Raw genomic sequence first — 15,226 nt, forward strand, 5'->3', positions numbered from 1 at the left:
CGACATTCACCGCCCGGCCTGGAATTCGCCGAATGATCGATTGGAACGCCATCGATACCGTCTTCCTCGACATGGACGGCACGCTGCTCGATCTGCATTTCGACAGCCACTTCTGGCTCGAGCATCTGCCGCGACGTTATGTCGAGCTGCATCGCCTGGACGAGTCGCATCGCCTGGCGCTGGAAGCGCGTATCCTGGATAGCCGTGGTACGCTCGACTGGTACAGCCTGGCCTACTGGAGCCGGGAACTGTCGTTGGATATCGTCGCCCTCAAGCGCGAGGTCGCCCACCTGATCGGCTGGCGTGCCGATGCCCTGGCATTCATGGAGTGGCTGAAGGCGGCGCCGATCGATGTCGTGCTGGCCACCAACGCCGATCGTCAGAGCCTGGGGCTCAAGCTACCGCTGACCGGGCTCGACCGCTATGTCGATCGCATCGTGTCGTCGGCGGATTTCGGCCATCCCAAGGAGCAGCCGGCATTCTGGGAAGCGATGCAGTCGCTGCATCCCTTCGATCCCGAACGCAGCCTGTTCATCGACGACAATGCCGACGTGCTCGAATGCGCCCGACGCTATGGCATCCGCCATTTGTTGGGAATCCACCAACCCGACAGTCGCCGGCCGGGCAGGGCGCATCCCGGCTTCACGGCGGTCGAGCAGTTCGCTGCGCTGCTGCCCGCGGGCACGGGTTGAAGGGTGGGGCGTCCGACCCCATCTAGGCCCATCCCGTGGTCGAAGTGAGAGACCCATGAGTGAAACGGTTCGTATCGACAAATGGCTGTGGGCCGCACGCTTCTTCAAGACCCGCCAGTTGGCCAAGAAGGCGATCGATGGCGGCAAGGTCCGTTACAACGGCAGCCGGGTCAAGACCAGCAAGAACGTCGAAGTCGGGGCGCTGATCGAGGTGCCGCAGGGTTGGGACAGCGCCACCGTCGAGGTGTTGGCGCTGTCGGATCAGCGGCGCGGCGCACCGGAGGCCCGGCAGCTCTACGCCGAAACTGCGGACAGCATCGCCCGCCGCGAACGCGAGGCGCACAACCGCAAGCTGGCCAATCAGGTCATGCAGCCACCGATCAAGCGTCCCGACAAGCGCCAGCGCCGCAATATCCAGCGTTTCCAGCGTCAGCATGGCGACGACTGATCCTCGCTTGCCCTTTATTCCCGCCATGCCGTGCCACCACGATGGCCGGCCGATGGCCGACGAGACCCGATCATGAACGACCAGATCCAGCGTTTTCTGTTTGACGACACCAACGTACGTGGCGAGATCGTGCAATTGGAGCGCGCCTACGGCGAGGTGCTCGGCCGTCACGACTATCCCGAGGCGATCGGCCACCAATTGGGAGAACTGCTCAGCGCCGTGGCGCTGCTGACCGAGACCGTCAAGCTCGACGGCACGGTGAGCCTCGAGGTGCGCGGCAAACAGGGTGTCGACGTGCTGATGGCCGAGTCCAATCCCGGCGGGCAGCTTCGCGCCATCGCCCGCTACGACGAGTCCCAGGTCTTCGCCGACAATGCCAGTCTGCGCCAGCTCGTCGGCGACGGGCACATCGTGATTACGCTCGACCCCAAGGAGGGCAATCGGTACCAGGGCATCGTCGCCCTCGAGCACGCCGATCTGGCCGGCTGTCTGGAGGCCTATTTCGCCCAGTCCGAGCAGTTGGCGACGCGGCTGTGGCTCAGCGCCGATGGTCAGCGCAGCGCCGGACTGCTGTTGCAGCAGCTCCCGGACGATCACTCGAACAAGGACCCCGACGCCTGGGATCGGGTGGTGCATCTGGCGGCCACGATCACCGACGACGAGCTATTGACCCTCGAAGGACAGGACGTGCTCTATCGCCTGTTCCACGAGGAAACCACGCGGGTCTTTACACCGAAAGCGCTGGAATTCGGCTGTACCTGTTCCCGCGAGCGCATCGCCAACGCCCTGCATACGCTGGGCGCCGACGAGTTGCGCGGCATCCTGGAGGAGCGCCAGGCGATCGATACGCAGTGCCATTTTTGTCATACCCGCTACCATTTCAGCGCCGCCGAGATCGAGGCGATCATCGATTCGCCCCAGGCGCCATCGCCGACACTGCATTGATCGCCGCGATCGAAGGCCGATTGACAGGGAGCGCCCAGCGTTTGCGCGTTGGGCGCTTTTTGCCATAATGGCGATCCTTTATTTGCCCGCCACATGTCGTCGCCGGCCTGAGAGAGCGGTGTTCCTCCCGGCCCGGAGGGCGATGGATCGCGCGGCGGGTTGCGACGCTGCGAAAACGACACGAACAGAGGCCTTCGAGCCCAGGACTGGATGATGACCACCTCTCAAGCCGCCTTCCAGGCTGCCCACGATTCCCGCCCCGCGAAAGCGCATACCAATTTGACCGCGGCCGAGCTGGTCGAATACGCCCTCGCACGAGGAGAAGGGGTTCTGGCCGCCAACGGAGCCCTGGTGGTGGAGACGGGCGAACGAACCGGGCGATCCACCCTGGATCGTTTCATCGTCAAGGAACCCTCGACAGCCGATCTGATCGACTGGGGGCAGGTCAACCGCCCGATCGACCCGGACGTCTTCGACGCCCTCTGGGAGCGGGTCGAGGATTACCTGGCCGGCGGCGAGACGTTCGTGTCCGAGCTGCATGTCGGGGCCGATCCGGAACACTACCTGCCGATTCGCGTCACCACCCAGCGGGCCTGGCACAACCTCTTCGGGCGTAACCTGTTCGTGCGCCCCGATGGCTACAACCCCAAGGGCAAGAGCGAATGGTCGGTACTGAGCGCGCCCGGTTTCGTCTGCGACCCGGCGCGTGACGGTACCCATTCCGGCGCCACCGTGATGATCAACTTCGCCCGCCGCAAGGTGTTGCTGGCGGGCATGCGCTACGCCGGCGAGATGAAGAAGGCGATGTTCTCGGTGCAGAACTTCCTGCTGCCGGAGAAGGACGTGCTGCCGATGCACTGCAGTGCCAACGTCGGCGAAGACGGCGAAACCACGCTGTTCTTCGGTCTCTCCGGCACCGGCAAGACCACGCTCTCGGCCGATCCCGAGCGTTATCTGATCGGTGACGACGAGCACGGCTGGGGCGAGGGCACGGTATTCAATTTCGAGGGCGGCTGCTACGCCAAGACCATCGACCTGTCGCGCAAGAACGAGCCGATCATCTGGGACGCCATCCGCTTCGGGACGGTGCTCGAAAACGTCGTGCTGGGCGCAGATCGCGTTCCCGACTACACCGACGACAGCCTGACCCAGAACGGCCGCGCCGGGTATCCGCTGGAATTCGTCGACAAGCGCGTCGAGGAGAACCGTGCCGGCGAGCCGAGCGCGATCATCTTCCTGACCTGTGACATGAGCGGCGTGCTGCCGCCGGTTTCGCTGCTCTCCAAGGAAGCGGCCGCGTATCACTTTCTCTCCGGCTACACCGCCAAGGTCGGCTCGACCGAGATGGGCTCCACCAGCAGCCTGGAAGCGACTTTCTCGACCTGCTTCGGGGCGCCGTTCTTCCCGCGTCCGGCGCATGAATACGCCGAACTCCTGATCAGGCGCATCGAGGCGTTCGGCTCCCGCGTCTATCTGGTCAATACCGGTTGGAGCGGCGGCGCCTACGGTCAGGGCGGCAGCCGTTTCAGCATCCCGACCACCCGCGCGATCATCCGGGCGATCCAGGCGGGCCAGCTCAAGGGCGTCGAGACCCGCCACATCGACGGGCTCAACCTCGACGTGCCGCTAACGGTCGAGGGCGTCGACGCCAAACTGCTCGACCCGCGCGAGGCCTGGGGCGACCAGGAGGCCTACCGCGAGCAGATGAACGCGCTGATCCGCAAGTTCACCGACAACTTCACCAAGTTCGACGGCGTCGATCCGGAGATCGTCGCGGCCGGCCCGCAGACGCTGTAGAGCATGTCGGCGCCTGGTGGAAAATAGCGATGGGGATGGCCTGGGCCATCCCCATCCTGCATGGATTCCCTTTCTCCGTCGCCCTCGCGGCGCGTGAGCCGCTAACGGCTCTGTGCTACCTTGGCGCGATCTTTCCCGTCGTGATGTGCTTCATGTCCAACACCCAAACCGCAATCGTCTCCGTGATCGCCGACGAACTCGGCGTGCGCTCCCAACAGGTCCAGGCTGCCGCCGAATTATTGGATGGCGGCGCGACCGTTCCTTTCATCGCCCGTTACCGCAAGGAAGTCACCGGTGGCCTCGATGATGGCCAACTGCGCTCGCTGGAAGAGCGCCTGCGCTACCTGCGTGAGATGGAGGAGCGGCGTGGCGCGATCCTGCAGGCGATCGACGAACAGGGCCAGATGACCGCTGCGCTGCGCGCCGAGCTGATGGCCGCGACCACCAAGCAGCGCCTGGAAGACCTCTATCTGCCCTATCGCAAGAAGCGCCGGACCAAGGCGCAGATTGCCCGCGAGGCCGGGCTCGAGCCGCTGGCGGATCGCCTGCTGGATGATCCTGCCCTCGATCCGGAGCGGGAGGCGGCGCAGTACACCGATGCCGTCACCGGCCAGTCGCACGGCATCGAGGACGCCAAGGCCGCGCTCGACGGCGCCAAGCAGATCCTGATGGAGCGCTTCAGCGAGGAGGCCGAACTGGTCGGCCGGCTGCGCGAACGCCTGTGGGAGGAGGGCCAGCTGCGCTCGCGGGTGGTCAAGGGCAAGGAAAACGAAGGCGCCAAGTTCGCCGACTACTTCGAGCACGACGAAGCCCTGGCCAGGACGCCGTCCCACCGCGCGCTGGCGATGTTCCGTGGCCGCAACGAAGGCGTACTGGCGCTGTCGCTGGTCATGCCCGGCGAGGACGAGGCGCCGATTCACCCCGCCGAGGTCGCGATCGCCCGCCACGTGGGGATCGATCTCGGCGCCGAGCTGCCGTCATCGCGCTGGTTGAAGGAAGTGGTGCGCTGGACCTGGCGGGTCAAGCTCTATACCCACCTGGAAACCGAGTTGATGGGGCGGCTGCGCGAGGGCGCCGAGCAGGAGGCGATCGATGTGTTCGCCGCCAACCTGAAGGATCTGCTGCTGGCGGCGCCGGCCGGGCCGCACGCGACACTGGGGCTCGATCCCGGCCTGCGTACCGGTTGCAAGGTCGCGGTGGTCGACGCCACCGGGCGTTTCGTGGAGCACGCGGTCATCTATCCCCACGCCCCGCAGAATCGCTGGGAAGAGTCGCTGGCGACGCTGACCGCCCTGGTCGAGCGTCACGCGGTGACGCTCATCGCCATCGGCAACGGCACCGCTAGCCGCGAGACCGATAAGCTGGCCGCCGAACTGGTCAAGCGACTGGCGCCGCGCCAGATCGCCAAGGTGATGGTCAGCGAGGCGGGAGCTTCGGTCTACTCGGCCTCGGAACTGGCGGCGAAGGAGTTTCCCGAGCTCGACGTGTCGATTCGCGGCGCGGTATCGATTGCCCGGCGTCTGCAGGACCCGCTGGCGGAACTGGTCAAGATCGACCCCAAATCGATCGGGGTCGGCCAGTACCAGCACGACGTTTCGCAGCTGCGCCTGTCGCGCAGCCTCGAGGCGGTGGTCGAGGATTGCGTCAACGCCGTCGGCGTCGATCTCAACACCGCTTCCAGCGCGCTGTTGTCGCGAGTCTCCGGCTTGAGCGCGATGCTGGCCGAGAACATCGTCGCCCGGCGCGACCGCGAAGGACCGTTCCGCAGCCGCCAGGATCTGCTCGGGGTCGAGCGTCTCGGACCCAAGACGTTCGAGCAGTGCGCCGGATTTTTGCGCATCATGAACGGTGACAATCCGCTCGATGCCAGCGCCGTCCATCCCGAGGCCTATCCGCTGGTTGCCCGCATCGCCGAGCGCAACGGCCGCCAGCTCGGCGGCTTGATCGGCGACAGCCAATATCTCAAGTCGCTGAAGCCATCCGACTATGTCGACGAGAAGTTCGGGGTGCCGACGATCATCGACATCCTGGGGGAGCTCGACAAGCCCGGCCGCGATCCGCGTCCGGAATTCAAGGCGGCGACCTTCCGCGAAGGAGTCGAAAAGCTTTCGGATCTCGAGCCCGGCATGCTGCTGGAAGGGGTGGTGACCAACGTCACCCATTTCGGCGCCTTCGTCGATGTCGGCGTGCACCAGGACGGCCTGGTGCATATCTCCGCGCTGGCCGACAAGTTCGTCGAGGACCCGCGTCAGGTGGTCAAGGCCGGCGACATCGTCAAGGTCAAGGTGCTCGAGGTCGACGTGCCGCGTCAGCGCATCGGGCTGACGATGCGGCTGAACGACACACCGGGAGAAAAGCGTGAGCGCCGTTCCGGCAATGATGGCGCCGGTGGTGGCGAGTCCCGCCGTGGACGGCAACCACGACAGGGCGGTCGCGAGCGTCAATCCGGCCAGCCTGTCGGTGCGCTTGGCGAGGCGCTGTTGAAAGCGCAGCGCCGGTCATGACAGGGGGGCCGGCGACGAACAGATTATTAGGAAATATTGAATAAATCGCCGAATGGCGTGAAGCGCAAGGCGCACGCAGCGCAAAAACCGGAGCCTATGGGGTATAGGTGAGGATTTTGAGCAGCGCGCAACGCAGCGATTTACCCATGCAGGCATTTATGCGGTGTTTCCTTAGCCTTGAAAGCGCTATCGCCGGCTCCATAATGGGGTTTTGCTCGCGACGGATCGTCGACGGGGCGTTGGCCATCACGGCAACGTCGATGCACGGACAACGGGGAAGCGGCGCTTCCTCATGACATAAGGTGTTGAGCGTGTCTGATCAACTCGCCACGAACGTCGGCCGACTGATGGCGCCGGCCCGCAATGGATTGCTTGGTCGTCTGCGGCGAGGCATCGAAAAGGAAGGGTTGCGCGTCGACGCCCATGGCGCCATCGCGGCGACGCCGCATCCCTATACTTTCGGCTCCAAGCTGACCCACCCGCACATTACCACCGATTATTCCGAGGCACTGCTCGAGTACATCACGCCGGTCTACTGCCGTCCCGCGGATGCGCTCTCCTTCCTCGGCGATCTGTTGCGCTTCAGCTATCGCAATCTCGATGACGAGTGGATCTGGCCGGCCAGCATGCCGGCGCGCCTTCACGGTAACGAAAGTATTCCGATCGCCGACTACGGCACCTCCAACATCGGCACCATGAAACACGTCTACCGCAAGGGCCTGGACGTGCGCTACGGCCGCATCATGCAGTCGATCGCCGGCATTCATTACAACGTCTCGTTGCCCGAGGACATCTGGCCGCTGCTGCAGTCGCTCGAGGGGCGCGAGGATGAGTCGCCCAAGGGGTACCGGTCGACCCGCTATTTCGACCTGATACGCAATTTCCGCCGCAACAGCTGGCTGCTGCTCTATCTGTTCGGCGCTTCGCCGGCGCTGGATCGCAGCTTTCTGGGAGGTGTCGGCGGTGACCAGCGCTGCGACAAGCTCAAGGCGTGGGGAAAAGGGCAGGAAACGCTTTACGCCCCCTATGCCACCAGCCTGCGGATGTCCGACCTGGGCTATCAGAACAAGGTTCAATCGCAGCTCAAGATCTGTTTCAACTCGCTTTCCAACTACGTCGGCACCCTGCGCCACGCCATCTCCACCGAGTGGCCGGACTATCGCCGCATCGGGGTCGAGGTCGAGGGTGACTGGCGTCAGCTGAGCGCCAACATTCTGCAGATCGAGAACGAGTACTACAGCGATATCCGCCCCAAGCGGGTAGCCCGTCACGACGAGACGCCGACCCAGGCGCTCGAGGCGCGCGGGGTGGAGTATATCGAGGTGCGCTGTCTCGATCTCAATCCGTTTTTGCCGCTGGGCATCGATGAGCCGCAGATGCGGTTTCTCGACACCTTCCTGCTCTGGTGTCTATTGTCCGAGAGCCCATGGATTCCCGACGAGGAGTGCGATCGCCTGGACGACAATCGCCGGCTGGTGGTCGAGCGCGGCCGCGATCCCGAACTCGAGCTGCAGGTGGGCGAACGTCGCATGCCGCTCGCCGCACGCGGCCACGAGATCATCGCCGGCATGCGGAAAGTCGCGGCGCTGCTCGACGTGATCGAGGGTGACGAGCTGCACGTCGCGGCGGTGACTTCGCTGGCCCGGCGGCTGGACGACCCGGAGTCGACGCCGTCGGCGCAGATGCTGCGGGCGCTCGAGGCACACGGTGGTGAGTGGGCCGATTTCGTGACCGACCTGGCCAAGGCGCAGGCACGTCAATGGCGCTCGACGCCGATGGATCATGATCGGGATGCGCTGTTCAGCCAACTGGCGGAGACCTCGCATCAACAGCAGCACGATATCGAGGCCGAAGATCAGGTATCGTTCGCCCAGTTCATCGCCGATTATTTCGAACGGGCGAGGGAACCGCGCTCGGCAGCCTGAGTCTGTTAGGTGAGCACACGAGCCGAACCTGTGGGATGGGGCGTCGTCGATAACGAATACCGGATAATCAGTGGAAGAGCTGCATGCAAATCAAGCATCGGATAGCGCAGGCCAGTGTCCGTCAATGGTGCCTGCTGGGGCTGTTGATGTGCTGTTTCATGATGGCCGTCGCCCTCTACCTGCAATACGGGGTCGGGCTGGAGCCCTGCCCGTTGTGCATTTTTCAGCGCGTCGCCGTCATCTCGGCAGGTGTATTCTTTCTGATCGGCGCCATCCACAATCCCAGGCATTGGGGCGGGATCGTCTATGCTGTGCTGGCGCTGCTCGCGGTGCTGGCCGGGATCGGTGTGGCGGGACGTCACGTCTGGCTGCAGACGCTACCTCCGGATAGTGTGCCGAGTTGCGGACCTGGCTTAGACTACATGATGGACATGCTGCCGTTGTGGGACGTGATGTCCCGCGTGCTGTCGGGCTCCGGCGAGTGCGCTGCGGTGGAGGGCGCGCTGTGGGGGGTGACGCTGCCGCAATGGACACTGCTGGGCTTCGTCGTCATGGGGCTGATCCCGGTGATGATGCTGGTTTCGCAATTGCGTCGCGGCGCCGGCGGAGCGACGCATGGGGTGATTGAACAGACGCCCTGATCCGGATGGCCGTCAATGGCGTCACGGCAAGCGAGATACGACTACGCTTTGTCTGAAAAATGCCTGCGCTCGTCCATACGGCGTTAAAAATCGGTTTAAAATGCTCATTTACACCCTTGTAAACTCCGCTTTTTCGCCGATTTTCGCCTTGTCTGGCCATCACTCGTCGATTTTTCAGACAGAGCTTAGGGAGAAGATCATGCTGGAAGATTGCAAAACCGCGCAGGAGCGCTGGGGGAGCGTCCACTCACTGATCGACCAATGGCTCGAACAGCGCTACGACATGCTGGTGACGCTGATGGATCTGCGCGAAGCGTGCGAAACCGACTCCGAGGCAGTCCCAAAAACGCGCATCGACGCTTTCAGTGAAGCATTGATGGATTACATCAGTGCCGGCCATTTCGAAATCTATCCCCAACTGCGCGAGGAAGCGAAGGCCTTCGACGACCATGAGGCGTTGCGGGTCGCCGATCAGTTGCTGGCACGTGTCGAGGCGTCGACGCAACTCGTGCTCGCGTTCGACGAGGATTACGCAACGCCATCGCGCTGCCAGCGTTACACCTCGCGGTTACCCGACTGGCTGGAGCGCCTGAGCGGCGCGTTGACCGAGCGCTTCGCGCTCGAGGATCAATTGATCAGCCGCCTGCATGCGGTACATGCGTCGCCACCGGCGGCGGCCATGAGTTCTACGATCACTCCTACCCGCTGATCCAGCGTCAAACAGCAACGGCCCTAGTCCCGTAGCGAGATGATCCGCCAGTCGCGGCTTTCGGCCAGTCGTCGCAGCTCGGCATCCGGATCCACGGCCACCGGGTTGGGCACCAGTTCCAGCAGGAAGCGGTCGTTGATGGAATCGCTGTAGAACCAGGCGTCGTCCAGCGTCAGTATCGGTTGAGATTCCAGCCATTGATTGACCCGCGTCACCTTGCCTTCGCGGTAACTGGGGACACCCTCGACACGCCCGGTATAACGCCCTTGCTCGCGTTCGGTCTCGATGGCGATCAGATCGTCGACGCCGAGACGATCGGCAATGGGAGCGGTAATGAAACGGTTGGTCGCCGTCACCACCAGCAGAAAGTCTCCGCGCTGGCGGTGCCAGGCCAATAGCTCCTCGCCCCGGGGCAGAATGTGCGGCTCGATCTTGCTGGCCATGAACTGCTGGTGCCACGCCTTGAGCTGTTCATCGCTGTGCTCGGTTAGCGGCTTCAGCGCCATCGCCAGATAGGCCATGATATCGAGCTCGCCGGCTTGATAATCACGCAGGTACTGATCGTTGGCGCGGCGATAGGCTTCGCCGTCCACCGCACCCTGTTCGATGAGGAATTCGCCCCAGGCGTGGTCGCTGTCACAGCTCAATAATGTATTGTCGAGATCGAAAATGGCCAGACTCAAGGTTGGCTCCTGTCAGGTTGGGTCACGGTGCAAACGCTGCGCAGTATCGCAAACTCGCATCGCCTTGCCCATGCGGGGGCCTAGGTCGTATTGATGCGCTTTCTCGCTTTGTGGAAGAATGACCTTAACGATGATTGAGTTAAGGTGAACTCCGTGATAGACGCCGATGGCTTTCGGCCAAACGTTGGCATCATCATTGCCAACTGTGATGGCCAGTTGCTTTGGGCGCGTCGGGCGGGCCAGGAAGCGTGGCAGTTTCCGCAAGGAGGTATCAAAGCCTACGAGACACCGCAGCAGGCACTCTTCCGGGAACTCGAGGAAGAAATTGGGCTGACGTCCAACGATGTCGATGTGGTGGCCTGTACGCGAGGATGGCTACGTTACCGTCTCCCACGGCGCATGGTGCGAACGCATTCCAAACCGATCTGCATCGGGCAGAAGCAGAAGTGGTTTCTGCTGAAGATCCGCTGCCACGACAGTCGGGTCTGCGTCGATAGCACGCCCAAACCGGAATTCGATGGCTGGCGATGGGTCAGTTACTGGTATCCTTTGGGGCAAGTAGTGTCCTTCAAGCGTGAGGTCTACCGGCGCGCACTGCGGGAACTTGCCCCTGACTTTCACCGGCTGGCGCTGGAGGAGGTGCCGTAACCTCTAGCTAGGGGCTGTTGCTGTTTCATGCACGGCCCCCGCCCGGCCCTTCGGGTTGCGCAGCCCCTACGCCATGACGGGCCGCCTTGGGGGCTGTCCTGATGTCACCACGAGGCGCTTTCTACTTCGCCATTCGCCCACAAGAAATAGGCCCATGCTCGATACTCTTCGCCGCATAGTCCAGGAAGTCAACGGCGCGCGCAGCCTGGACGCCGCGCTGGCCACCATGGTGCGACGCATCCGCAAGGCGATGCACACCGACGTTTGCTCCATTTATCTGTTCGATCGCGAGCGTGAACGCCTGGTATTGATGGACACGATCGGTCTGCGCACGCAGGCCGTCGGCGTGGTGACCTTGCGCCTGGGCGAGGGCCTGGTGGGGCTGGTCGGGCAGCGCGAGGAGCCGCTGAACCTCGAGGACGCGCCTTCTCATCCCCAGTTCCGTTATTTTGCCGAGACCGGCGAAGAGCGCTTCTCCAGTTTCCTTGGCGTTCCCATCATCCACCAGCGTCGCATGCTGGGCGTTCTGGTCGTCCAGCAGCAGGAGAAGCGTCGCTTCGATGAGGGCGACGAGGCCTTCCTGGTGACCATGGCGGCGCAACTGGCCGGCGTGCTGGCCCACGCTTTGGTCTCCGGCACCCTCGGTCGTCGTGCCCAGCCCGATGGGCAGGCGATGTTCTCCGGTGTGGCGGCCTCTCCCGGCATGGCGATCGGCGAGATCGTGGTCATCGCGCCGCCGGCGGATCTGGACAATGTGCCCGATCTGATTCCGACCGATCCGGATGCCGAGGTCGCTCGTCTGCATGCGGCGATTGCCCACGTCCGCGAAGAGATTCGCGAAGCCGGCGCGAGGCTGGCCAGTCGCATCTCGGCGCAGGAACTGGCGCTGTTCGATGTCTATCAGCAAATGCTGGGCGACGCCGCACTGGGCAACGAAGTCGAAAAACGCATTCGTGAGGGGCAGTGGGCACCGGGTGCATTGGCCGACGTGGTCCGGCGCCACACGCAGTATCTGGAGCGGGTCGATGACGGCTATCTGCGTGAGCGGGCTGCCGATATCCGCGATCTGGGGCGTCGCGTATTGGCGCATCTCCAGGAAGGCAATGAACGTACGCCTTCGACCTATCCCGACAACACCATCCTGGTCGGCGACGAGATCAGTGCCGCGACGCTCGGCGAACTGCCCAAGGGCCGGCTGGCCGCGCTGGTATCGGTGCGCGGTTCGAGCAACTCGCATGTGGCGATACTGGCGCGGGCGATGGGGATTCCCACCGTGCTCGGCATGGTCGACCTGCCGCTGCCCCGCATCAATGGCGCCAAGGCGATTCTCGACGGCCATCGCGGGCGTCTCTTCGTCAGGCCCGATCCGCAGCTGGCCAAGCGCTATGCCCGTCTGATCAAGGAGGAGCGAGCGCTTTCGGAGGTGCTCGAGCACGAACAGCATCTGCCCAGTGAAACGCCCGACGGCCATGTGATGCCGCTGATGGTCAATACCGGCCTGGCGGTGGACACGGTGGCCCAGCTCAAGCCGCGGGTCAGCGGCGTCGGGCTCTACCGCACCGAAGTGCCGTTCATGATGAACGAGCGCTTCCCCAGCGAGCAGGAACAGACCCGCCTCTACCACGAGCAACTGTCCAGTTTCGCGCCCCTGCCGGTGGTCATGCGCACCCTCGACATCGGCGGCGACAAGGATCTGCCGTACTTCCCCATCAACGAGGCCAACCCGTTTCTGGGCTGGCGGGGCATTCGGGTCACCCTCGATCATCCCGAGGTGCTGATGGTTCAGCTGCGCGCGATGCTGCTGGCCTCCCAGGGTCTCGACAACTTGCGCATTCTGCTGCCGATGATCACCAGCGTCGACGAGGTCGACACGGCACTGCGCCTACTGGCACGCGCTCGCCAGGAGCTGGCGGAGGATGGCGTCGAGGTCGCTTCGCCCAAGGTCGGCGTGATGATCGAGGTGCCGGCGACGCTGTATCAGCTTGCGGCGCTGGCCGAGCGGGTCGACTTCTTCTCGATCGGCAGCAACGACCTCACCCAGTATCTGCTGGCCGTGGACCGCAACAACGCGCGCGTCGCCAGCCTCTACGATGCCTGCCATCCCGCGGTGCTCAATGCGCTGTCGCGCCTGGCCGAGGAGAGCCAGGCGCTGGGCGTGCCGGCCTCGGTCTGTGGCGAGCTGGCCGGTGATCCTTCCGGCGCCTTGCTGCTGATGGGGATGGGCTTCGACGCCTTGTCGATGAACGCGCCGAGTCTGCCGCGGGTACGCGCGGCCATTCGTCGTGTCAGCCTCGACGATGCCCGCACGCTGGTATCCGAAACGCTGGCGTTGCCGACCACGGCGGTGGTGCGAGCGCATCTGCGTCAGCGCCTCTCCGACTGGCAGATTGCCCATCTGCTGCCGCCGCAGGACTGAACGCCGAACAGGCGCTGAGCGATACGCGATCAGGCGATGGACAGCCTTTGCGTGTCGCCGATGCTCCGGCCATGCGGACCGTAGCGCCGCTCTTCCAATGTGGTGCGGCCCGAGGCGGTGACGGTGGCCAACGTGGTGGAGCGGGTGCCGTAGTCTTCGCCGTCGATGAAGACCGAGGAGAGAAAGCGCTCGCGTGCCAGCCCGACGCCGGTATCGGGCAGTTCGGCATCGTCGGCAGGGCGGGTATCGCCCATGGCTGGCCACATGGACTGGCGCCAGTCCGGGGCCGCAAGCGCCGATTTCAGCGCCTCGTGGGCACGCAGCAATTTTGGCCAGGGCGTATCCAGGCTGGCGTTCGAGAGCCCGTGCAGGCCCGGAGGAACCGTCTCGAGATAAGTGGCGTCTTGACTGTGGTGCAGATGCCAGAGCCGGTCGCCGTTCATCGCCAGCAGATTGAAGCCGGCATAGTGTTGGGCTTGCGCGGCGGCGAGACGTTCCAGCCAGCCCTCGAGGTCGGGGGCTTCGATCGCCCCGCGCACCAGTCCGCCGCGACTGGGCGCATCCGCCGGTACCGGTACCAGGCCCTCGCGCACATTGGTCAGCGCCGCGAAGCGCGCCTTGCCGGTGGCAGCGAGCCAGGTGCCGCCGCCGCGCAGGTCGCGGCCACCGATCAGCGGCGCATCAAGCCAGCGATGCAACGGTTCGGTCGGCCGCGTGTGGAACTCATCGCGGTTGGCCGCCAGTTTCAGCCTGATCCCGGCGGTCGGTTGCCAGTCGAAGACGATCAAACACATGAGACGTGATCCGGGTGAGAGATGAGCCAAGTGTCATGGCTTCGGCCATGACAGCTCAGTGGCGGCAGCGTAACATAAGCACGCTATTGACTCCTCCACGCCTCGCGCCATTTCAAGGATCGCCCCCATGCCTTCACTCGCCATGCCGGCGCCGCCCGTCAACCTGTGTTTCTTGCCGACCAGAGTCTCGCGATGCTGACCGCCATTATCATCTATCTATTTGTTGGCGCCATCGCCGGGCTTCTGGCCGGCATCTTCGGCATCGGTGGCGGTATCGTCATCGTCCCAGCATTGGTGTTTACCTTTCTCGCCCAGGGGTTCGACCCGGCGGTGGTGGCGCATCTGGCTGTCGGAACGTCGCTGGCAACGATCGTCGTCACGGGTGCCTCGTCGGCCCGAGGGCACTGGCAGCGGGGCAGTGTCAGACGCGACTGGCTGCGGCTGATGATTCCCGGCCTGTTGGTCGGCGGCATCCTGGGTGTGCTGCTGGCTTCGTCACTCTCCGGCGGCGTGCTGACGCGGCTCTTTGGGGTTTTCGCCATCGTCATGGCGTTCAAGATGCTGCTCTCACGTCCGCCGGCGGCTCAGGGAAGGCTGCCCCGGTGGTGGCCGATGACGCTGGCCGGTGCAGTCATCGGTGGGATTTCCACGCTGTTCGGTGTCGGCGGCGGCGTGATGTCGGTGCCTTGGCTGTCACGTTTCACCAGCCGCATGACCGAAGCCGTCGGTACCTCGGCCGCCATTGGCCTGCCGATCGCCTTGATCGGCACCGTGACCAACGTCGTCGTGGGCTGGGATGATATGGCCTTGCCGGCGGGAGCCACCGGTTACGTGATGTGGCCGGCGTTTCTGGGACTGATGGTGACCAGTGTGCCGATGGCCCGCGTCGGCGTGAAGATCGCCCATGCATTGCCTGCCAAGACGCTGCGACGTATCTTTGCCCTCCTGCTGATCGTGGTGGGCATCAAGCTGATGATCGGCTAGTGTGGTGTTTTGCAAGTAAGGATCGTAAATAGCGTCTACC

At 64.0% G+C, this 15,226-nt stretch carries 13 protein-coding genes; 11 read left to right on the top strand and 2 right to left on the bottom strand.

Annotated elements, in window-relative coordinates:
- Nucleotides 1-32: 32 nt before the first annotated feature.
- The 8 genes from yrfG to rsd all read left to right on the top strand — a co-directional run bounded on the left by yrfG (nt 33) and on the right by rsd (nt 9,661).
- Entirely contained in the window at nt 33-692 is a 660-nt protein-coding gene (gene yrfG / locus DOM57_RS12240) for a GMP/IMP nucleotidase (RefSeq protein WP_110649469.1), read from the top strand.
- A 55-nt stretch (nt 693-747) separates the two neighbouring features.
- Nucleotides 748-1,140 carry an RNA-binding S4 domain-containing protein gene (locus tag DOM57_RS12245; protein WP_110649470.1) on the top strand — a complete coding sequence of 131 codons (393 nt, stop codon included), beginning with the start codon at nt 748-750 and terminating at the stop codon, nt 1,138-1,140.
- 72 nt (nt 1,141-1,212) lie between these two features.
- A complete protein-coding gene (gene hslO, locus DOM57_RS12250; protein WP_110649471.1) occupies nt 1,213-2,085 on the top strand; it encodes an Hsp33 family molecular chaperone HslO in 873 nt (290 codons plus the stop codon).
- Nucleotides 2,086-2,298: 213 nt separating this feature from the next.
- Nucleotides 2,299-3,882: a phosphoenolpyruvate carboxykinase gene (locus tag DOM57_RS12255; protein ID WP_110649472.1), complete on the top strand. Its 1,584-nt coding sequence runs from the start codon at nt 2,299-2,301 to the stop codon at nt 3,880-3,882.
- Nucleotides 3,883-4,034: 152 nt separating this feature from the next.
- Nucleotides 4,035-6,386, top strand: coding sequence for a Tex family protein (locus DOM57_RS12260; protein ID WP_110649495.1), 2,352 nt, complete (start codon nt 4,035-4,037; stop codon nt 6,384-6,386).
- Nucleotides 6,387-6,733: 347 nt separating this feature from the next.
- The gene (gshA, locus tag DOM57_RS12265) at nt 6,734-8,311 is read left to right on the top strand and encodes a glutamate--cysteine ligase (protein ID WP_110649473.1); all 1,578 of its coding nucleotides are present in this window, start codon (nt 6,734-6,736) and stop codon (nt 8,309-8,311) included.
- Between the two features lie 83 nt (nt 8,312-8,394).
- Entirely contained in the window at nt 8,395-8,952 is a 558-nt protein-coding gene (locus tag DOM57_RS12270; RefSeq protein ID WP_420820228.1) for a disulfide bond formation protein B, read from the top strand.
- 199 nt (nt 8,953-9,151) lie between these two features.
- On the top strand, nt 9,152-9,661 hold the full coding sequence (gene rsd, locus DOM57_RS12275) for a sigma D regulator (RefSeq protein ID WP_110649474.1): 510 nt from the start codon (nt 9,152-9,154) through the stop codon (nt 9,659-9,661).
- Nucleotides 9,662-9,684: 23 nt separating this feature from the next.
- Here rsd and DOM57_RS12280 read toward each other — a convergent pair whose 3' ends face one another.
- Nucleotides 9,685-10,344: a histidinol-phosphatase gene (locus DOM57_RS12280; RefSeq protein WP_110649475.1), complete on the bottom strand. Its 660-nt coding sequence runs from the start codon at nt 10,342-10,344 to the stop codon at nt 9,685-9,687.
- A 153-nt stretch (nt 10,345-10,497) separates the two neighbouring features.
- Here DOM57_RS12280 and DOM57_RS12285 point away from each other — a divergent pair, with 153 nt between their 5' ends.
- Together DOM57_RS12285 and ptsP are read left to right on the top strand one after the other, a co-directional pair.
- Entirely contained in the window at nt 10,498-10,992 is a 495-nt protein-coding gene (locus tag DOM57_RS12285) for an RNA pyrophosphohydrolase (RefSeq protein WP_110649497.1), read from the top strand.
- A gap of 154 nt (nt 10,993-11,146) precedes the next feature.
- Nucleotides 11,147-13,408: a phosphoenolpyruvate--protein phosphotransferase gene (ptsP, locus tag DOM57_RS12290; RefSeq protein WP_110649476.1), complete on the top strand. Its 2,262-nt coding sequence runs from the start codon at nt 11,147-11,149 to the stop codon at nt 13,406-13,408.
- 29 nt (nt 13,409-13,437) lie between these two features.
- Here ptsP and DOM57_RS12295 read toward each other — a convergent pair whose 3' ends face one another.
- A complete protein-coding gene (locus DOM57_RS12295) occupies nt 13,438-14,202 on the bottom strand; it encodes an NRDE family protein (protein ID WP_110649477.1) in 765 nt (254 codons plus the stop codon).
- A 192-nt stretch (nt 14,203-14,394) separates the two neighbouring features.
- On the opposite strand from DOM57_RS12295, the gene DOM57_RS12300 reads away from it, so the two are divergent.
- Nucleotides 14,395-15,186 carry a sulfite exporter TauE/SafE family protein gene (locus DOM57_RS12300; protein WP_110649478.1) on the top strand — a complete coding sequence of 264 codons (792 nt, stop codon included), beginning with the start codon at nt 14,395-14,397 and terminating at the stop codon, nt 15,184-15,186.
- Nucleotides 15,187-15,226: the final 40 nt, after the last annotated feature.

It is taken from the genome of Salinicola peritrichatus (genome assembly GCF_003206715.1).
Lineage (GTDB): Bacteria > Pseudomonadota > Gammaproteobacteria > Pseudomonadales > Halomonadaceae > Salinicola > Salinicola peritrichatus.